This window comes from Bradyrhizobium symbiodeficiens (assembly GCF_002266465.3).
Taxonomy (GTDB): domain Bacteria; phylum Pseudomonadota; class Alphaproteobacteria; order Rhizobiales; family Xanthobacteraceae; genus Bradyrhizobium; species Bradyrhizobium symbiodeficiens.
In genome coordinates, this window is the sequence record NZ_CP029427.2 from 5,980,652 (window position 1) to 6,000,982 (window position 20,331).

Annotated in this window: 18 protein-coding genes, 1 tRNA gene and 1 pseudogene; 8 read left to right on the forward strand and 12 right to left on the reverse strand. The window is 65.5% G+C overall.

What is annotated here, in order from left to right:
• Positions 1–24: 24 nt before the first annotated feature.
• The 12 genes and pseudogenes from CIT39_RS28145 to mnmA form a co-directional block, all read right to left on the reverse strand.
• Positions 25–588: a hypothetical protein gene (locus tag CIT39_RS28145; RefSeq protein ID WP_094977095.1), complete on the reverse strand. Its 564-nt coding sequence runs from the start codon at positions 586–588 to the stop codon at positions 25–27.
• A 1,564-nt stretch (positions 589–2,152) separates the two neighbouring features.
• Positions 2,153–2,404 (reverse strand): hypothetical protein, encoded by a 252-nt coding sequence (locus tag CIT39_RS28150; protein WP_094976991.1) that lies wholly within the window; start codon positions 2,402–2,404, stop codon positions 2,153–2,155.
• 446 nt (positions 2,405–2,850) lie between these two features.
• Entirely contained in the window at positions 2,851–4,869 is a 2,019-nt protein-coding gene (locus CIT39_RS28155) for a S8 family serine peptidase (RefSeq protein WP_162308727.1), read from the reverse strand.
• A gap of 46 nt (positions 4,870–4,915) precedes the next feature.
• Complete coding sequence (locus CIT39_RS28160; protein ID WP_094976989.1) at positions 4,916–5,146, reverse strand: hypothetical protein; 231 nt, start codon at positions 5,144–5,146, stop codon at positions 4,916–4,918.
• Between the two features lie 60 nt (positions 5,147–5,206).
• Positions 5,207–6,406, reverse strand: coding sequence for a hypothetical protein (locus tag CIT39_RS28165; protein ID WP_109853919.1), 1,200 nt, complete (start codon positions 6,404–6,406; stop codon positions 5,207–5,209).
• Between the two features lie 86 nt (positions 6,407–6,492).
• Positions 6,493–7,317, reverse strand: a complete 825-nt coding sequence (locus CIT39_RS28170) for an AfsR/SARP family transcriptional regulator (RefSeq protein WP_094976987.1) — start codon at positions 7,315–7,317, stop codon at positions 6,493–6,495.
• Between the two features lie 645 nt (positions 7,318–7,962).
• Positions 7,963–8,241: a DUF2934 domain-containing protein gene (locus CIT39_RS28175; protein ID WP_094976986.1), complete on the reverse strand. Its 279-nt coding sequence runs from the start codon at positions 8,239–8,241 to the stop codon at positions 7,963–7,965.
• 324 nt (positions 8,242–8,565) lie between these two features.
• Complete coding sequence (locus tag CIT39_RS28180; protein ID WP_094977094.1) at positions 8,566–8,727, reverse strand: DUF2934 domain-containing protein; 162 nt, start codon at positions 8,725–8,727, stop codon at positions 8,566–8,568.
• A gap of 230 nt (positions 8,728–8,957) precedes the next feature.
• A tRNA-Met gene (locus CIT39_RS28185) sits at positions 8,958–9,034 on the reverse strand.
• A 191-nt stretch (positions 9,035–9,225) separates the two neighbouring features.
• A pseudogene (locus tag CIT39_RS28190) lies at positions 9,226–9,581 on the reverse strand (hypothetical protein).
• A gap of 44 nt (positions 9,582–9,625) precedes the next feature.
• Entirely contained in the window at positions 9,626–10,264 is a 639-nt protein-coding gene (locus CIT39_RS28195; RefSeq protein WP_094976984.1) for a class I SAM-dependent methyltransferase, read from the reverse strand.
• 20 nt (positions 10,265–10,284) lie between these two features.
• Positions 10,285–11,466, reverse strand: coding sequence for a tRNA 2-thiouridine(34) synthase MnmA (gene mnmA / locus CIT39_RS28200; RefSeq protein ID WP_094976983.1), 1,182 nt, complete (start codon positions 11,464–11,466; stop codon positions 10,285–10,287).
• A gap of 347 nt (positions 11,467–11,813) precedes the next feature.
• Here mnmA and CIT39_RS28205 point away from each other — a divergent pair, with 347 nt between their 5' ends.
• The 8 genes from CIT39_RS28205 (at position 11,814) to flbD (ending at position 20,153) form a co-directional block, all read left to right on the forward strand.
• Complete coding sequence (locus tag CIT39_RS28205) at positions 11,814–13,436, forward strand: flagellar hook-length control protein FliK (RefSeq protein ID WP_094976982.1); 1,623 nt, start codon at positions 11,814–11,816, stop codon at positions 13,434–13,436.
• A gap of 13 nt (positions 13,437–13,449) precedes the next feature.
• Positions 13,450–14,157, forward strand: a complete 708-nt coding sequence (locus CIT39_RS28210; RefSeq protein WP_094976981.1) for a flagellar hook assembly protein FlgD — start codon at positions 13,450–13,452, stop codon at positions 14,155–14,157.
• A 375-nt stretch (positions 14,158–14,532) separates the two neighbouring features.
• Positions 14,533–14,808, forward strand: a complete 276-nt coding sequence (gene sciP / locus CIT39_RS28215; protein WP_002714638.1) for a CtrA inhibitor SciP — start codon at positions 14,533–14,535, stop codon at positions 14,806–14,808.
• Between the two features lie 192 nt (positions 14,809–15,000).
• Positions 15,001–16,611 carry a flagellar basal-body MS-ring/collar protein FliF gene (gene fliF / locus CIT39_RS28220; protein ID WP_094976980.1) on the forward strand — a complete coding sequence of 537 codons (1,611 nt, stop codon included), beginning with the start codon at positions 15,001–15,003 and terminating at the stop codon, positions 16,609–16,611.
• 57 nt (positions 16,612–16,668) lie between these two features.
• Positions 16,669–17,757: a flagellar motor switch protein FliG gene (gene fliG, locus CIT39_RS28225; protein ID WP_094976979.1), complete on the forward strand. Its 1,089-nt coding sequence runs from the start codon at positions 16,669–16,671 to the stop codon at positions 17,755–17,757.
• On the forward strand, positions 17,757–18,380 hold the full coding sequence (locus tag CIT39_RS28230) for a FliH/SctL family protein (RefSeq protein WP_094976978.1): 624 nt from the start codon (positions 17,757–17,759) through the stop codon (positions 18,378–18,380). Before fliG ends, CIT39_RS28230 begins: the two co-directional genes overlap by 1 nt.
• 3 nt (positions 18,381–18,383) lie before the next feature.
• Positions 18,384–18,734, forward strand: a complete 351-nt coding sequence (gene fliN, locus CIT39_RS28235) for a flagellar motor switch protein FliN (RefSeq protein WP_094976977.1) — start codon at positions 18,384–18,386, stop codon at positions 18,732–18,734.
• Positions 18,735–18,767: 33 nt separating this feature from the next.
• Entirely contained in the window at positions 18,768–20,153 is a 1,386-nt protein-coding gene (gene flbD, locus CIT39_RS28240) for a sigma-54-dependent transcriptional regulator FlbD (RefSeq protein ID WP_094976976.1), read from the forward strand.
• Positions 20,154–20,331 lie beyond the last annotated feature (178 nt).

Genomic DNA, 20,331 nt, shown 5'->3' on the forward strand with positions numbered 1-20,331 from the left:
ACATCGTCAGGCCGTTTGCGCGCATCAGCCGCGGGCGTCGAGCAGACCCTTCCGGCCGGACGCGGCGGCCTGCTGCGCGGCGTAGGCAGACGCCGCGCTCGATGCCGGCGAATAATGCCCGAGCGTTTCGGCGAGCTCTTCGGCGGCATCGGTGAGCTGCTTCATGATCGCGGCGCTGTCGGTCGACGTCTTGCCTGGGGAATGCAGGATCTCGAACGAGATCCCGTTGGGAAGATCGACATGGATCTTGTCGAGTCCAACCGCGGCGGGCGTGCCGTCATGGCCGGCCTGATCGACCCTCGGCGCCTGCTGGCCCGACGTCTCCTTGTCCGCAAGCCCGCGCACGAAATCCTCGATGGATTTCAGGGTCTGGCTATCGAAGCCGCCACCGCCGACGTGGAAGACGCCGACTGACATGCCGTTCGGCAGGTCGATCTTGATCACATCGTAGGGCTTGTCGTTCTGCAGCATGGAGGAGAAGGCCGAAACGTCGTTCTGCGAGCCGCCGGCCGATTCGGATGGACCGGCGGAGAATGGCGAACCCGCCGCGCTGCCACCGCCGATGCTGTTCAAGCTGCCGACACTCATATGCGAACTCCACTGCTCATTTGCGAACGCAGCTACTGCGTGCAACGCGCATGCCAGCTCGCGGATTCATGTTCATCAAGGACTTATCGCGAATTGCAGATCGCAGCTCCGTCACGCCGGCAAATCCGTCCCGGCAGAATCTGCCGATATGCGACGCGGTGCCGTAGGGTGGGCAAAGGCGCACAGCGCCGTGCCCACGATCTCCTTCCATAAGCAACAAAGACGTGGGCACGCTTTCGCTTTTGCCCACCCTACGAGATCGAGCTTGTGGCACGCAGCTCGGCTTGCAGACACGGCTTCTCGTTCTCGCGGCGCGTTGCGCCCGAGCTTTGCTTCATCTTCACCCTCTAAATCCAAGAGGGCACAGGGAAGGCCGGGTGCCGGCTGGCACCCGCGGTCCGCTGCGCGAAAGGCACGCGCAAAAAAGACCGCACAGCAGCATACAGGTGTCGCCGATCACTCGGCCTTCCCTGCGCAGTGGTCGGACGGCTTATGCCGTGATCTCCCGGGAGCCGACCATTCCTTTTGGCCTCCCTCGCCCCGCGAATTTAAATGATGCAGTCTGCCCGGTTGGGCTCGCTCGCACCTTCGCAAGAGCTTGACCGTGGCAACGACGGCCAGGACCACACGGTTTTGCCGTACGCACGGCCCGCCATGTCGCCGCAGTATTCCCGGACTCCGTCGACAGAGCCGGAAACTTACAGACGAGACGAAGCCTAGCAGCGCCGTCGTCCGCACGCGGTTACGGACTCACAGGGACTACCCGCCCTGCCCGCACCTCTCATGCCGACGCTGCCGCGTCCACCGCAACCCCGGCTCGCGAACATGACGACTTCACGTCGCCCCTCTTGGGTGAGCCGGGATGAACGACACATACGCCGAAACCGAATTTCGGTAAAGTGGAATATTTTCGCGCGCGTGGATTGACAGAGGGCGACACAGCAAGATGCCGTAGGTACCGTAGGGCAAAGGCGCGCTCTTGCGCGACGTGCCCACGAATTCTTGCCAGTCACACGCAGATCGTGGGCACGCTTCGCTTTGCCCACCCTACGAGAGCTCGCTACACGCCCTCCGCGCCCACCTCTCATGGCAAGATGACCGTGGCCGAGCAGCGTGCCGGAATATCTGCGTCGCGCGCGACCTCGAAGCTCGGAGGATGGGTAGAGCGAAAGCGAACCCATCAAGATGTTGCGACACCGAGGCATGATGGTTTTTCAAAAGTGCTCTGCCCATCCTGCTGCACCGAGCGCTCGCGCGGCACCTTCCCAAGCCTCCGCCATCATCTTTTCCACTGTGTGCTCCAGGTCACAGCAGAATCACGTGCCTCCGCCTACACATACCGTGCATGGCCGCAAACAAGGTAACGGCGGTACGCACGAGGCTGCGGAAGCGATCAACAGCTTAGGGACTTTTCGAGGCCGCCAGGGTGAAGAACCCGGCGGCTTTTTTCTCGATTGCCACTGAGCTCGTAGAATGGGTAGAGCGAAGCGAAATCCACCCTGACATTTTCGACACCGAGGCATGATGGGTTTCGCTTCGCTCTACCCATCCTACACACTGCCTTCTACTTGCTCCCCTGCCCCGCCTTCCCCGACGTCGTATCGTTCGTCGCGGGCTGCCCCATCCGATCGTGGCCCGGGCTCGCTCCACCGGCGGCGTTGTTGCCGTAGCTGTTGCCCTGATTGGTATGGATGGTGCCGCTGGCATTGGTGCCGGCGGTGCCCTGCACGCTGGATGAATTGGTCGAGGTCTGGCCCGCTGCGGAGCCGCCTGAATTGCTCAGCCCATAGGACGGGCAGAGCGAAGCGAAACCCATCAAGGCGTGTTTGACGCCGGCACACGATGGGGTTTCGCAAGTGCTCTACCCATCTACGAACTATCTCGCTCCTTCTTCCGGAACGGATCGGCGGATTCGTCGTGGCCGCGCCGGCTGCTGTAGAACATCAGGGCCATCAGGCCGCAGCCGATGACGAGCGAGTGGGGCGGGGCTATCGCATATAAGGTATCGGTAGGGGGCACACAGCACCCACATCGTCATGGCCGGGCTTGTCCCGGCCATCCACGTCTTGCCATAGCGCACGGAGAACGTGGATGCCCGGGACAAGCCCGGGCATGACGACCTCTGCGAGCGGAGGCATGATGGGTTTCGCGAGGGCTCAACCCATCCTACGACTGCCGCAGTGATTGCCACGGCGCGTCAAACGATCGGGGCACAGCGACGACTGCCGCTGTGCCCCTTTTCGCAAGTCGCCAAGGCGCGCGTTACAGCAATCCGACCTTGTGCATGATCTGCCGGATCTGAGCCGGATCAGGATCCATCATGGTGGGAACGAATGCCGCGCTCGCCGTTTGTGCGGGACCGCGGGCGACGTAGCTCGAACCGCTTTGCGTGGGATCGACGGACTGCAGCGTCATCGCGCCTGCCGTTTGTGCCGGACCGCGCGCCACTGACCCGGCACCGGCGTGCATTGAAGCGGCCGACTGCGGTGCCGGGGCGCTCGCCGGAACCATGCTCGGTGCTTCGGCCGGCGGCAATCCGAGCAGACGACGCAACGTCGCCAGCGCAGGATCGGTCGCGGACGCAACCGGGGCGACGCCGGTTTCGAGGCCGAGCGCCCGCATCGCGTTCGGCAGTCCCGCCCCGGTCCGGTTGGGGTCACCGAATTGCAGCGGCGTTGCGGTTTCCTTCAGGATCTGGAACAGCCGCTCGACACGGCGTGCATCGCGATTCTGGAAGTTGCCCTTGGTGAAGTCCGGATGATGCGCCAGCACGAGCGCGGCGAGGCCCGTGACATGCGGCGTCGCCATCGAGGTGCCGTCCCATGCACCGAAACCGTCGGCTGGAAGCGACGAGACGATGCCGACACCGGGTGCGCAGACGTCGACCTCCGGTCCGAAGCAGGAGAACTTCGCCGGGAAATACCCGTCGCGGCTCTGGAAGCCGTCGAGCGCCTGCTGCGAATGATAGCTGTCGTCGGGGAACTCGCCCCATTTGCCGAGCGCAGCGACCGCGAGGCAATGCGGCGTCGACGCGGGAAACTGCACCGGCCCCGAGGAATTGCCGGCCGCGATGATGCAGGCCATGCCCATCTGCTTGGCGCGGATGATGCGTTCCTCGATGATCTGCGAGGGGTCGCCGCCACCCAGGCTCATATTGGCGACGTCGATGCCGTGCTCCATGCAGTAATCGAGCGCAGAGACGAGATCGCTGAACCTGCCGCCGGGGAAGATGCGACAGACATGGATTTCCGCCGACGGCGCGAAGCCGCGGATTCCGCCACCGGGGCCGACCGGACCGCCGGCGATGATCCCGGCGCAATGCGAGCCATGGCCGATCGTGTCGACGGTCCACGCCGCCTTGTCGTTGCCGACGATGCTGGTGCCCACCGTGATGCCGTGCAAATTGCGATGGGTCGGCGCCAGGCCGGAATCGATGATCGCGATCTTGATGCCGGCGCCATTGAAGGACGGCGGCAGGCGATCGAGCCCCATCGCGCGCTCGCCCCAACCCGTCAATTGCTGGCCGGGGAAGTTGCGCAAGACCGCGCCGAGCGCCCTCACGGCGATCCGGTTGACGCTGTTGGGAACGAGCTGCGGACGATCGAGCCAGAAGGTCCAGTAGTCGATCTTGGGTTTGACGAGGATCGAGCGGATCGTCTCCGGCGTTTCGCCCTGCAGGGTCACCGTGGCACGGCCGCTGGCGTCGGTGATGCCCTGAGCCGGCCACATGCTGCCGAACACATAGACCTCGGCTTCGGGCAGCGGGCCGTCCTGGCCCAGCACTTCGATCGTCGTGGTGAAGCCGTCGGCCAGCGGCGTCAGCACGCCCGGATTGGGAAGCTGCGGCGTGGAGGGGTCGAGCATGTAGGCCAGCCGCTCGTCACGCTCCACCGCGCAACGCCCCTGGGCCTGGGTCTGCAGCAGCTTGGCCTTGTCGGGAGTCATCTTGGCGAGAACCAGCGGACTGAGCGGCACCTGTCCGAGTTCCGCGCTCTGAAATCCGAACAGGCGCGGCGGAGAGACCGTCTTCACCACTTCGATGTCGGGGCTGTTGGTGAGCTGCTGGGTCAGGAAGTCGACGCTGAAGGTCGCAAGCCCGGGCTGCTGCTGCGGCGCGATCATGAATTGCGATCGGCGCGATGCGATCGTGACGGGCCCCTGCCCTGGTGCCGGCGACTGGCCGGCCTCGAGTGCGGGATGCGCGCCGTTGCCGTTTGCCGCCGGTTCGGTCGCATTGCTCTCAGCCGGCCCGGACGTTCCTGGTTTGCCTCTCGTGGCCATTCCAGCCTCCTTGATGTTTTGCGTGTCCAATGTTTGCCGACCGAAATCAGTCGGCATCGAATGGCTTCAGCGCTGAATCCGGTTCGACCACGAGCGTGGCAAACGTCGATTTCAGGCGATCGGCCTGTGTCTTCGTCATCGAAAGGACGACGACGTCGGGAGCGACCTGCGCTATTCGCGTCACGCCGGGTTCACGCCGCAGGTGTTCGTTGAGCTGACCGGACCGGACCGGGTCTCCCTGCACGATGAATTGCTGCGATGTGTTCGAATCCGCCATCGGGTTTCCCTTCATTCTGTGTGCAGGGGCGGGCTTGCGCCCGCCCGCTGCGTGTCGGGTCTAGTGCATCGTGCCACCGGGCTGGCCGGCGTTGAAGACGCCGAGCTGGCGGCCGATATCGAGGCCGGTCTGGGCGCCCTGGCCGAGCTTCTTCAGCACGCTCCAGAAGCTCTGCAGCTCCATGTCGGTCGGCGGCGCGGCCGCGGCCGGCTGCAGGCCCGGCTGGCCTGCGCTGAACACGCCGAGCTGGCGGCCGATATCGAGGCCGGTCTGGGCGCCCTGGCCGATCTTCTTCAGCACGCTCCAGAAGCTCTGCAGCTCCATGTCGGTCGGCGGTGCGGCCGCGGCCGGCTGCAGGCCGGGCTGGCCGGCGCTGAACACGCCGAGCTGGTGGCCGATATCGAGGCCGGTCTGGGCGCCCCGACCGATCTTCTTCAGCACGCTCCAGAAGCTCTGCAGCTCCATGTCGGTCGGCGGCGCGGCCGCGGCCGGCTGCAGGCCCGGCTGGTCGGCGCTGAACACGCCGAGCTGATGACCGATGTTCACGCCGGTCTGCACGCCCTGGCCGATCTTCTTCAGCACGCTCCAGAAGCTCTGCAGCTCCATGTCGGTCGGCGGCGCGGCCGCGGCCGGCTGCAGGCCCGGCTGGTCGGCGCTGAACACGCCGAGCTGGTGACCGATGTTCACGCCGGTCTGCACGCCCTGGCCGATCTTCTTCAGCACGCTCCAGAAGCTCTGCAGCTCCATGTCGGTCGGCGGCGCGGCCGCGGCCGGCTGCAGGCCCGGCTGGCCGGCGCTGAACACGCCGAGCTGGTGACCGATGTTCACGCCGGTCTGCACGCCCTGCCCGATCTTCTTCAGCACGCTCCAGAAGCTCTGCAGCTCCATGTCGGTCGGCGGCGCGGCTGCGGCCGGCTGCAGGCCCGGCTGGCCGGCGCTGAACACACCGAGCTGGTGACCGATGTTCACGCCGGTCTGCACGCCCTGGCCGATCTTCTTCAGCACGCTCCAGAAGCTCTGCAGCTCCATGTCGGAGACCTGCACGGAGCCTTGCGCCGAACCTTGCGCCATGTCCGGACCGGCGGAAAACGGCAGGAAACCTCCGCCGATGTTTCCGACGATACCGCCGATGTTCTTTCCCCTCTTGCCGCCGAGCAGATTACCGATAACGCGTCCGGCCGCACCGCCGAGGATGGAGCCGAAAATCCCCTGCGGGTCCAGTTGGCCGTAATCCTCGTACTGCTGCTGTGTTCCAGTCATGATCAAAATCTCCTGATGAAGTGCCTGACCCGCGAGCGACAATTGCTTCCCGAAGGAGTCGGGATCACTGGTGCGAGCGGCTGAAGCTACGACAGGGATCGTGATGCAGGCGTCACGTCGAGCGTGAAAGTTGCGTCAAAGTTTTTGGCGCGGGGCAATTTGAGCGAGACAGATCTCGGCGACGCGCAGAACATGCGGCGAAGCTCGCTCTGCAGTCGTTCGGTCTCCTGCTCCGGCACTGCGCGAACGTCCCGCCACAGCACGGAGCGGCAAAGATCATACTGACGCAACGCGTCGGCACGGCGGCCTTGCTGCGCATAACAGCGCATCAAGATGCGATGGACATTCTCCTGAAGCGGGTCGATGGCGAGAATACGCAGCGCGAGCGCGATCGCGACATCCATGTGTTCGCGCTTGTCGGCGTCCAGCAGGCCTGCGAGTGCCTGCATCGCCAGTGTTCTCAGTCGCTGGCGCTCGGCAGAGAGCCAGGCCTCGAATTGGCAAGAGGTCGAGCCGAGGCCGTCGAGAAGGTCGCCTCGATAAAGCATCGCCGCACGGGCCAGCCTTTCGGGATCGCCTTCCCGGAGCAGGCGCTCGAATTCCCCGACATCGGTACTGATGGCGGCCGGGCAGATCCGGATGTCGTCGCGATCGGCCGAGATCACGTCGGGATATTGCGGCAGCACGCGCCGCAATGTGAGCAGAGCTTGTCGAAGGCTGGCGCGTGCGCGATCGCTGAAGTGGCCGTCCCATAGCAGCGTCGCGAGCTTGCCACGTGAAATGGCCCGTGGGGAACTGAGCGCGACATAGCCCAGCAGAGTTGCAGCCTTGCGGCTGGGGATCAGTACCGACTCACCGGAAGCAGAAACTACCTCGACACCGCCGAAGAGATTGATTTGGAGCAGCGACATTGTCCTTGTCCTTCGGTCATTGTCCTCTGTCCCTCACTTCATGCACGCGCGAACATTCTTATTCTGACCATGATCGCCAACGATGCGGACAGCACCCACCGCCCACACGTCATCGACCGGGTCGAAATGTTCGCGGCCACCATACAACCTGAATTAGACAAAGCAACGGAAGTCGATTGGCATCGCGTCAGCAAATTGTGAGGCCGCTAATTTTCGATGTGTGAGATAGCCCATAGGCAGATTGCGAATTGCAGGCGCGGTAATCGCTTGCATTTGATGCGTTATCGACTGCAACGACGGAACGACTGCGCGGGGTGCATGACATCTCACGCTGAACACTGTGCAAATGTCGTTGCGTCGCTGCGAAGGTTGCGTGCGGTGTTCGACGCACGCAAGCATGCGGTGCATTTGCCGTGCTCGGCTTGAACGGCGGAGCCGGCACCACGCATCAGGACGTGCGTCAGAAAGCCGCTGCGCCTGCGTCAGTCACGGTCACCGATTTCGTCTGGATGGAAGCGCACACGAAGGCGAGGAGGGGGTTCCCTCATTCCAGAGCACAGTTTGGAACTTCAACGCCGCAAGCAGCGCCGCGCACCGACCGATGCTTCGCATCGACGAGGGCGCTGCGACCGGGGCGCGCCGCAACTATGAGCCACTCGTGCCCTTCCGCTCCTCGCGCTCGGCCTCGACCTGCCGTTCCGCTTCGAGCCAGAACTCAAGCTCGCGATGGCTTGGCCGGCCCGCACGCTCCCAGAGTTCGTAGGCACGCGTGCGCACCTGGCCACGCCGCATCAGGCGACCGAGCTTTCGCTTCATCTCCTCGGCAAAACTTCGGAAGCGCTGGCCGGTGGTTTCGTCCCTGACGAGCGCGGCCGCTCGCGTGGCGAGTTCGATCTGGTGCTCAATCTTCTTCTGCTCGTCCACCGCCGACCCTGCCGTGGGAAAGGATTGTTTTCAGCGCCTTTGCTGTTCTGAGATCGAATTCCTTCGGGGAGGGTCCGTTCCCTCGGCAATTGCGACGGGGAGAGTGAGGCGAAGGCGGTCGGGTTCAGGCGGGACAACGCAGCTCAGCGCCACGTCGTGTCGGCTTCGACGATCACCGCGCGCGTTTCCGGATCTTCGGTCGTGTTGCAGGTCCAGGGCATGCCCTCACCGCAGCGGCAGCGCCGAGTTGTTCGCCTCAGGCCCGGAGCGGATGGCTTTCGCAGACCCATCCCAGACCCTGGCAGAAGGGGCAATTCTCGTCGGTCACAACGTATCCGGCGTCCGCAGCGTGTTCGACTTGTCCTCGTTGCGCAGCTCCTGCTCGGCGGCATTCCAAAACTCATCGTCACGGCCTTCGGGCCTGCCGGCCTGCTCCCACAAGCGGTGCGCGCGTTCTCTGATGTCTTGCTCGGTCGGCTCGGACAATTTTTCGTCTCCTCTGATGAAGCACGGCCCCACCCTGGGGGGCATGGGGGCTTTGGAGGCGGGGCCGTGCAGGCCAGCGATCGGCGGCGATGCTGGCCCGCCGAGTCAAGCTTCGATCGGGCGCGGGAGTTCCAATGCGCGCGCGCAGAGACGCGGCGCGCCAACGCGGCTCGGGGCCAAGCCTTAGTCCGAGCTTTGCGCGACAGATATCGGGAGTGGTTGGAAATTGTTGGTAGCGGGAGAGGGACTCGAACCCCCGACCCCAGGATTATGATTCCCGTGCTCTAACCAGCTGAGCTACCCCGCCACAGGGATCGCGAACGGCGGCTAAACGCCGATCTCGCGAACGCGCGGCATATAAAGAAGGGGGCGGCGGGAAGTCAATCCGCCTTCGCGCGAGCTTCGGCGCGACAAGCCGCTTTGGGGGTGGATAAACAGCCCGTTCGGCGCGGATTCCGGCCTCTCCCCGCGTGCCGGGAGAGGCAGAGAGAATCGTGCCTATTTCGGCCTCACATTGGGGTCGCCGCCGGGGCTACCGGGAGGCGGGATCACCGGGGTGGTGCCGCCAGACTCGGGTGCCGGGGCGTGCATCTCGGGATCGACGCCGGCGGGCGGGCAGAGCACGCCGTCGGATTTTGCCAGCCTGTCGCCGAGCGGTTCCCGGGACTGGCCGGTGGTGGTGCCGTCGGGGCCGCGGTTCGGGCGGTCCTGCGGGGCGCAATTGGTTGCATGTTGCGGGACGGCGGCGCGGTCGCTTGCGGCGGCGTCGCGGGGGCGGGTGGAGCCTGCGCGATCGCGCTGCCTGAGGCGGCGATGAGGAGGCTGACCAGAATGATGTTCGATGTGGTGCGCATGGGAGGGAAACGCGCCGATCACGGCGCGTGTTCCCGCGACACGATCACGATTTGTGGTAGCGGATCAGCGAAAAGTGCCCCATCGGCGGCATCGGCCTCCGCTCGGCCAGCGTGATGCCGCCGTGCCTGGCCGCCCAATTCACCAAGCGGGCCCACGGGAATTCCGGGCGCCAGCCGAGGCGGCGGGCGATGGGGGCGAAGGCGAGCTCGAACAGCTTGCGCGGACCGCTCTCGGCGCCGATGTGGTTGACCAGGATCAGCTCGCCGCCGGGCTTGAGCACGCGCACGAACTCGTCGAGCGTGCCTTCGGGATCGGGCACCGCGGTGATGACATATTGCGCCACCACCGCGTCGAAGAAGTTCTCGGGGAAGGCGAGATTCTTTGCGTCCATCACCGAGAGCACTTCGACATTGGAGAGCCGCAGCGCACGCACGCGCGCCTGCGCCTTGCGCAGCATCGGCTCGGAGATGTCGACACCGCAGATCTTCGTGGTGCGCGAATAGTCGGACAGCGAAAGCCCGGTGCCGACGCCGACGTCGAGGATGCGGCCGCCGATGCGGTCGGCTTCCGCGATGGTCGACTGCCGTCCGGCGTCGAACACCTTGCCGAACACGAGATCATAGACCGGCGCCCAGCGGCCATAGGCCTTCGCGACCCCGGCCCGCGAGATATCTGCTGCCATGCCCCCTGCCCTGAATTTTTTTAGCCGCGGACCGCTTCCACCAGCGGCCTCGCGCTATTGCTCGCGATCTTCGCCGCGGCGCTTTGAATAAAGCCGCCGCCGAGCACGCGCGCCTGCCCGCTGGGCGCGTCGTAGAACACGCAGGCTTGTCCCGGCGAGACGCCCTCCTCGCCGCCGACGAGCTCGACCTCGTAATGGCCGCCTGCGCCGCGCAGCCAGGCGGGCTGCGGCGCGCGCGTCGAGCGCACGCGCACGAACAATTCGAGGCCGGCGCCGACGGCGCGGTCGATGTCGCCGCCGCCGATCCAGTTGACGTCGCGAAGCGCGATGCGGTGCATCTTCAGGGCATCGCGCGGGCCGACGACGACGCGGCGGTTGGCTGCCTCCAGCCGCACCACGAACAGCGGCGCGTGAGCCGCGATGCCGAGGCCGCGGCGCTGGCCGACGGTGAAATTGGCGATGCCGTTGTGGCGGCCGAGCACGCGCCCGTCGAGATCGACGATGTCGCCGGGGTCCATCGCATTGGGACGCAGGCGCGTGATGATGTCGGTGTAGCGCCCCGTCGGCACGAAGCAGATGTCCTGGCTGTCGTGCTTGTCGGCAACCGACAGGCCGAAGCGGCGCGCCAGCTCGCGCGTCTCGGGCTTGGTCATGTCGCCGAGCGGGAAGCGCAGGAAGTCGAGCTGTGACTGCGTGGTCGCAAACAGGAAATAGCTCTGGTCGCGGTCGGCATCGGCCGCGCAGACCAGCGCGCGCGAGCCGTCGTCGCGGCGGCGCGAGGCGACGTAATGGCCGGTGGCGAGCGCCTGCGCGCCGAGCTCGCGCGCGGTCTTCAGGAGGTCGCGGAACTTGACGCTGCGGTTGCACTCGATGCACGGCACCGGCGTCTCGCCGAGCGCGTAGCTGTCGGCGAAATTGTCGATGACGGATTCGCGGAAGCGATCCTCGTAGTCGAGCACGTAATGGGGAATGCCGAGTTTTGCCGCGACGTCGCGGGCGTCGTGGATGTCCTGGCCGGCGCAGCAGGCACCCTTGCGGTGGGTCGCCGCGCCATGGTCGTAGAGCTGCAGCGTGATGCCGACGACGTCGTAGCCTTCCGCCTTGAGAAGCGCAGCCGTCGTCGAGGAATCGACCCCGCCCGACATGGCGACGACGACCCTGGTGTCCTCAGGACGGCCTTCGAGATCCAGACTGTTGAGCATGGGCCTTTGAGGGTTGTGACGGCGGCGTGCGGCGATCCGCGATTTCATGCCTCTCGCGGGACGTCGTCGATCCCCGGGAACTTTGGTTCCCGCAAGGCACGACTGCCCGGTCGAAAGCGGCTGAGAGTAACCTCTTTAATATAGGCGGCACTCCGGTGAAGCAATCACGCACGCCGCCAGCTTAGGGCAATTCTTGCCGGGGAGGCAGAAATGACGGGGTCGCGGCTGCCCCCGCGGCGACAGGGTCAAATGATCAACATATTGATCTTATTATATAAATAGACATGTCGCGGCGCTGGCCCGCTCCTTGCTCCCTTGGATGCGAAGTTGTTTCCAAGGGGTCGCCTGTGGTCAGTCGTACGTCAGATGTCGTGGCCAGCGTGCCAGTTCCGAGCGCGCAGCAAAAGCCTGCGCGGTCGCAGAGCGCCAGAGAGGCGTCCGCGAACGACTCCTTCGGCTCGCTGGTCGACAGCAACACCCAGGCGATCGACAGCAATGCGGCCTCGCAGGCCCAGGATAGCGCGCCGCGGCGGAGCGATCCGTCCTCCGCTGACAAGGGCCTGCGCGACACCTCGCCCACCGATCAATCCTCGCAGAGCAGGGCGAGCGACGACACATCGGCGTCCGCCAGGGACGACAGGACGAACGACACGACCACCGATCCGGCCAAGGACGCCGGCAAGGCCAAGGAAAAGGACAAGGACAAGAATAAGGCCGAGGCATCAGACGCCAAATCGGCTGATACCTCCGGTAAAACCAAGGACGACAAGACCGAGGGCACCGACACGCTCACCGCCGCCATCGATGCCGCAGCAACCGCGCCGGCCGACGCGACGCAGGCCGCCGTGCCTGATCCGAATGCCATCGCGATTGCCGCGCCGGTCGTCCCTGCCGATCCGAACGCGGCTGCCGACCAGGCCGCCACCACCTCGCCGCTGACGATCGCCGCCGCCGGCATCGCCGCCAGCGCCTCGACCGCGGCGCAGATCGCGGGCACCAAGACCGACACCGCCACGCCGGCCGACAAGAGCGCCAAGACCGCCGGCGCCAAGGTCGATGCCGACACCTCCGCGACGCTGGCCGATGCCGCGACCGCGACAACCGACGCAGCCGCGACCGACGCCAAGCCGAATGGCGGCCTGATCCCCGTCAACCAGGGCACGCCGAAGACCTCGTTCCAGGCCGCCGTCGCCACCGCGCAAGGACAGTCCGACGTTTCCGATATCGGCCAGGACGCCGGCCAGGCAAACGCGGCCCCGACACAAGCGCCGGGCGCTGCGACCGCCAACACCGCCGCGCATCCGCAAGCCGCGAAGCCGCAGGCGGATGGCGCAGGGACCGAGGCCAAGGCCTCGGACCGCACCGCCGATGCAACCCAGGGCGCGCCGACCACGCTTCCTCATGCGGGCGCGCAAGGCGCGGTCGCCTCGACCGACACCAGCGCGCAGGCCGCCTCCGCCGTGCAGGCGCCATTCACCAATACGACCTCGACTGCGTCCGCTTCGACCGCGACGCTGACCGCAACCGCGGCCGGTGCGACGACGGTGCCGATCAACGGCGTGCCGGTGGAGATCGCGGCGGCGATCCGCTCCGGCAAGTCCCGCTTCGACATCAGCCTCGACCCGGCCGAGCTCGGCCGTATCGACGTCCGCATCAATGTCGACCGCAACGGCAACGTCACCTCGCATCTCACGGTGGAGAAGCCGGAGACGCTGCAACTACTGCGCCAGGACGCGCCGCAATTGCAGCGCGCGCTCGACGATGCCGGCCTCAAGTCCGGCAGCAACGGGCTGTCCTTCAGCCTGCGCGACCAGAATTCATCGGGCCAGAACTCCGGCCAGAACAACGACAATGGCGGCAATGCACGCCGGCTGATCATCAGCGAGGACGACACCACTGCTGCCGCACCCGTCGGGCGCGGCTATGGCCGCATGTTCGGGCCGAGCGGTGGCGTCGACATCAGAGTGTGAGGGAGTATTCGACATGACCACCACGACTGGCGCTACCGCTCCTACCGTCGTCTCCGGGACCACCGACCTCCCGAAATCCTCCTCGTCGGACTCGCTGGGCTCGACCACGGGATCGACGCTCGCCGGCAACTTCCAGACCTTCCTGACGCTGCTGACCACGCAGCTGCAGAACCAGAACCCGCTGGATCCGCTCGACACCAACCAGTTCACCCAGCAGTTGGTGCAGTTCGCCGGCGTCGAGCAGCAGCTCAAGACCAACGATTCGCTGTCCCAGCTCGTCACCCTGCAGCAGACCACGCAGGCGACCCAGGCGCTGGGCTTCGTCGGCAAGACCGCTCTGGTCGACGGCACCACCGCGACCATGACGAACTCGTCCGCGACCTGGCATCTCAACGTGCCGACCGACTCCACCGTCGACATCACCGTCGCCAATTCCACCGGCCAGACCGTGTTCACCGGCAAATACACCGCCGGCGCCGGCACCGACGTCCCCTTCACCTGGGGCGGCATGGGCAATGACGGCACGCAATGGCCCGACGGCAAGTACACCATCACGGCTACCGGCAAGGACATCGCCAACAACAATGTCGGCATCGCAGCCCAGGTGCAGGGCGTGGTGTCCTCGGTCGACTTGACCCAATCGCCGCCGCTGCTCACCATCGACGGCGCCAGCTACACGCTAAGCCAGGTGAAGAGCATCATCGCCACCGGCAGCAATTGAGGCCCGCGCAAAAGCCACACCCAAGATGTCATCCCGGCGAAAGCCGGGATCCATAACCACCAAAGGCAATTTGGCTAAGACATTCTCGGTAGTGCTACCCGCGTCACATCGATAGATCACGCGGTATCGGTTCCGGCCTTCGCCGGGACGACTACAAAGGCCTTGCAGCACCACCGCGCAGGCCCCGTTCGTTAGTAAAGTATTTACGAAGACCCCGCCCGACCCGCTGAAATTGCGTTTTCAGCGCCTCGGGCCGGTCGCGTTCCAGCAAGTTTCAACGAGAATTGTATTGAAGCCTTAGGCTTAGCGGATTTTTAAGCCGCGATGCGTAGGGTTGTGAAGTGAGTTCAGTGGTTGAGAGTTTGTGAGTACGCCATGACAGAACCCCATCGCCCGAGGGTAAAATACGTCATCGGGCCGGACGGCAGTCCGTTGACGATCGCGGACCTGCCTGCACCCGGCACCAAACGCTGGGTCATCCGCCGCAAGGCCGAAGTCGTCGCCGCCGTCCGTGGCGGACTTCTCTCGCTTGAGGAGGCCTGCAGCCGTTATACCCTGACGGTCGACGAATTCCTTTCCTGGCAGTTTTCCATCGACCAGCATGGTCTGGCGGGTCTTCGCACCACCCGCATCCAGCAATATCGCCAGTAGGCGATCCGGAAATCTGCGGCTTTTGACGAAAATCGGCCCCGCCCCGCGAGGCCGATTTTTTTCATGTCCGCCTTTTGCGCGACTTTTGTCCGACCTCTTAACCTTCGTTAACCATATCGAAACCATCACCTAGGCAATAATTGCCCAGTCGGCCTTTCCGGTGAAAGCGGCCGAATCTGTTGGGGCGGTTGCTTGCAAGGTCTTGCGGACTTTCTGAAGAGTATCGGCGCCGCCCGGTTCGGGGCGATGATCGCGGTCACCGCCGCGCTCATCGGCTTTTTCGCGTTCGTCATCATGCGCGTCACGACGCCGCAGATGACGACGCTGTTCACCGACCTCAGCGTCGAGGATTCCTCCGGCATTATCAAGGACCTGGAACGCCAGGGCATCCAGTTCGAGATCCGCAACGAGGGCAGCATCATCATGGTGCCCAAGGACAAGGTCACGCGCCTGCGGATGAAGCTCGCCGAGGGCGGCCTGCCCAAGGGCGGCGGCGTCGGCTACGAGGTGTTCGACAAGTCGGACGCCCTCGGCACCACCTCCTTCGTCCAGAACATCAATCACCTCCGCGCGCTGGAAGGCGAGCTCGCCCGCACCATCCGCGCCATCGACCGCATCCAGGCCGCCCGCGTCCATCTGGTGCTGCCCGAGCGCCCGCTGTTCGCCCGCGAGGCGCCGGAGCCGTCGGCCTCGATCGTGGTCCGGGTCCGCGGCGCGCTGGAAGCCCAGCAGATCCGCGCCATCCGTCACCTCGTCGCCTCCGCCGTCAACGGCCTGAAGCCGCAGCGGGTCTCGATCGTCGACGAGGCCGGCCAGCTGCTCGCCGACGGCGCCGCCACCGACCCGGAGCAGGCGGTCGGCGACGAGCGCCGCATCAACTTCGAGAAGCGGATCCGCAAGCAGGTCGAGGACATCGTCTCCTCGGTGGTCGGCTCCGGCCGCGCCCGCGTCCAGCTCTCCGCCGATTTCGACTTCAACAAGATCACCCAGACCTCGGACAAGTTCGACCCCGAGGGCCGGGTGCTGCGCTCGAGCCAGACCCGCGAAGAGCAGAGCATGACCGCCGACAACAACGGCCAGGTCACCGTCAACAACGAGCTGCCCGGCAACCAGCAGAACAGCGGCGCCACGGCCAAGGACCAGAGCAAGAAGTCCGAAGAGACCAACAACTACGAGATATCCCGCACCACCAAGACCGAAGTGACCGAGGCCGGCAGGGTCAACCGCATCTCGGTCGCGGTGCTGGTCGACGGCATCTACACCAAGAACGACAAGGGCGAGCTGGTCTACACCGACCGCACCAAGGAGCAGCTCGACCGCATCGCCACCCTGGTGCGCTCGGCGATCGGCTTCGACCAGAAGCGCGGCGACCAGGTCGAGGTCGTCAACCTGCGCTTTGCAGATGCGCCCTCCACCACCCCGATCAGCGAGCCCTCCGGCTTCCTCGGCATGCTCCAGTTCACCAAGGACGACGTCATGTACTTCGTCGAACTCGGCGTGATGATGCTGCTCGGCCTGATCGTGCTGTTCCTGGTGATCCGCCCGCTGGTCAAGCGCATCCTGGCCTCCGACGAAGTCGCCGCTGCCATCTCCGGCGTGCTCTCCGGCCCGGCCGCCTCGGAAGAGACCGCGCCAGCCGGCCAGGCACTGCTGCCGAGCGGCGCCGCCAGCGCGATCGACGTCGCCACCGTCCAGGGCCAGGTTCACGCCCAGTCCGTTCATCGCGTCGGCGAGCTCGCCGAGCGCAACCCCAACGAAACCGTCGCCATCATCCGCCAGTGGCTGACCGAACCAACCAAGTGATCCGAACCAAGTAATCCTAGCCAAGAAACCTAGCAGTGAATCAAGAAGTGATCTGACATGGCCGGAAATCTGCAAAACGCCAACTCCAACGACATCACCAACGTGATCTCCACGCTCGGCCAGCGTGCCGGCAGTCGCGCGGGGCAGACCGAGGCGGTGGCAGGACCCAAGCGCGCCGCGATCCTGATGCTGGCGCTGGGCGAGCAGTATGGCGGCAAGATCTGGTCGATGCTCGACGACGACGAGGTGCGCCAGCTCTCGCTCGAGATGTCGACGCTGGGCACCGTCGAGGTCGACACGGTCGAGGACATGCTGCTCGAGTTCGTCTCGCGCATGTCGGCCTCGGGCGCGCTGATGGGCAATTTCGACGCCACCGAACGGCTGCTCCAGCAGTACCTGCCGCCGGAGCGCGTCAACGGCATCATGGACGAGATCCGCGGCCCCGCGGGACGCAACATGTGGGAGAAGCTCTCCAACGTGCAGGAAGAGGTGCTCGCCAACTATCTCAAGAACGAATATCCGCAGACCATCGCGGTGGTGCTCTCGAAGCTGAAGCCGGAACACGCCGCGCGCGTGCTCGGCATCTTCCCCGAGGAGCTCGCGCTCGACGTCGTCAACCGCATGCTGAAGATGGAAGCGGTGCAGAAGGAGGTGATCGAGAGCGTGGAGAAAACGCTGCGCACCGAATTCATGTCCAACCTGTCGCAGACCCGCCGCCGCGACGCCCACGAGGTGATGGCCGAAATCTTCAACAATTTCGACCGCCAGACCGAAACCCGCTTCATCACCTCGCTGGAAGAGGACAACCGGGAATCGGCGGAGCGCATCAAGGCGCTGATGTTCACCTTCGACGACCTCGTGAAGCTGGATTCCGGCTCGGCCCAGACGTTGATGCGCAACGTCGACAAGGACAAGCTCGGCGTCGCGCTCAAGAGTGCCAACGAGGACGTCCGCAACTTCTTCTTCGGCAACATGTCCTCGCGCGCCGCCAAGATGCTCCAGGACGACATGGCCGCGATGGGCCCGGTCCGCCTGCGCGACGTCGACGAGGCGCAGGCGCTGCTGGTCAATCTCGCCAAGGATCTCGCCGCCAAGGGCGAGATCATGCTGACCAAGAACCGCGCCGACGACGAACTGGTGTATTGATGGCCGCTCCGGCAAAATTCCTGTTCGATACCGACTTCGCGGCGCCCGAGAGGACGACGCGGGAGAAGGCCGCGACCGCCGCGGAGATCGCCCAGCGGATCGCGGAAGCCGAGGCGCGCGCCTATCAGGACGGCTTTGCCGCCGGCCAGCAGGAGGCCAAGGCCGAGAGCGACCGTCGCGTCGCGCTGGCCATGGAAGAGATCAACATCGGCATCCGCGGCATCGCGTCCGGGATCGGCAACATCGAATCCAAGATGGAGACCGAGGCGGTCGACGTCGCAGTGGCGGTCGCGCGCAAGCTGTGCGCCGACCTGGTCGCCGCCGAGCCGCTTGGCGAGATCGTCGCACTGGTCAAGGACTGCTTCTCGCATCTGGTCGCGACGCCGCATCTGGTGGTCCGCATCAACGACGCGCTCTACGACAGCGCACGCGAGAAGATCGAGCGGCTCGCCAAGCAGAGCGGCTTCGAAGGACGGCTGGTGATCCTGGCCGAGCCGGAGATTGCGACCGGCGACTGCCGGATCGAATGGGCCGATGGCGGTGTCGTGCTGGAGCGCGGCGCCATCGCGGCCAAGATCGACGAAATGGTTGGACGCTATGTCGCGTCCCGCAGGGGGAGCTAAGCCATGAGCGACACCGACGGACAGGTCCCGCTGCCCGATCTCAACGGCCCGATGCCGCCGACCGGCACGGACGTCGGCTACAGCGAGGACGAATATGCGGCGCGTGCCGCCGCCGACCTCGAGGCGGTGTTCGACGTTCCCGTGCAGGTCTCGGCCGTGCTCGGCCGCTCGAAGATGGACGTCAGCGAGCTGTTGAAGCTCGGACCCGGCACCGTTCTCGAGCTCGACCGCCGCGTCGGCGAGGCCATCGACATCTACGTCAACAACAAGCTGGTCGCCCGCGGCGAAGTCGTCCTGGTGGAGGACAAGCTCGGCGTGACCATGACCGAAATCATCAAGACCGAACGCGGCTGATAGCGCGCGCGACCAGACGGACAGGAGACTGACATGCGGCTTCTCATCGTTGGCACATTGAAGGGCCAGCTCACCACCGCCACCAAGATCGCGATGGACAACGGCGCCACCGTGACCCATGCCGAGGATCACGATCAGGCGATGCGCGTGCTGCGCGGCGGCAAGGGCGCCGACCTCCTGCTGGTCGACGTCGCCCTCGACATCCGCGACCTCGTGATGCGGCTCGAGGCCGAGCACATCCACGCCCCGATCGTCGCCTGCGGCATCACCAACGACGCCCGCGCCGCTGTCGCCGCGATCCACGCCGGCGCCAAGGAATACATCCCGCTGCCGCCGGACCCCGAGCTGATCGCCGCGGTGCTGGCCGCGGTCGCCAACGATTCCCGCGAGCTGGTCTATCGCGACGAGGCGATGGCCAAGGTGATCAAGCTGGCGCAGCAGATCGCCGGCTCCGACGCCTCGGTGATGGTCACCGGCGAGTCCGGAACGGGCAAGGAAGTGCTGGCCCGCTACGTCCACACCCGCTCCGCCCGCGCCAAGCGTCCCTTCATCTCGATCAATTGCGCCGCGATCCCCGAGCATCTGCTCGAATCCGAGCTGTTCGGCCACGAGAAGGGTGCCTTCACCGGCGCGATCGCCCGCCGCATCGGCAAGTTCGAGGAAGCGACCGGCGGCACGCTGCTGCTCGACGAAATCTCGGAGATGGACGTCCGCCTGCAATCCAAGCTGCTCCGCGCCATCCAGGAGCGCGTGATCGATCGCGTCGGCGGCACCAAGCCCGTCCCCGTCGACATTCGCATCATCGCGACCTCGAACCGCAATCTGGTGGACGCCGTGCGCGAAGGCACGTTCCGCGAGGATTTGCTGTTCCGCCTCAACGTCGTGAACTTGAAGATCCCACCGCTGCGCGAGCGGCCCCTCGACATCCTCGAGCTGGCCCAGCACTTCGTGAAGAAATACGCCGAGGCCAACGGCGTGCCGGCGCGCCCGATCTCGGCGGAAGCGCGCCGCGTGCTCTCGGCCAACCGCTGGCAGGGCAACGTCCGCGAGCTCGAGAACACGATGCATCGCGCGGTGCTGATGGCGCAGGGCGACGAGATCGGCCCCGACGCCATCCTGACGCCGGACGGCGACCGCCTCGACCTCGCCAAGACCGTGCCGGCCGTGGCGCATGCCACGATGGCCGCCGAGCAGGTGACTCGGGCGCTGGTCGGCCGCACGGTCGCCGATGTCGAGCGCGACCTGATCCTGGAAACGCTGAAGCACTGCCTCGGCAACCGCACCCACGCCGCCAACATCCTTGGCATCTCGATCCGCACGCTGCGCAACAAGCTCAACGAATATTCCGACGGCGGCATCCCGATCACCCCGGCGGGAACGCCGGGCGAGTATCCGCGCATGCCGATGATGGGGGCCTGAGGGCAGCGCCCACGCTGCTTGAGATTGCGAATGCCCGGGCCGGTCCCGGGCATTTATTTGTGCACCCTCAGCGATGGTCTTGTAGCCCGGATGAGCGCAGCGACATGCGGGACACCCCTCCTTGTGGCATCCCGGATATCGCTTCGCTCATCCGGGCTACGGGAGCGAACACATGGCG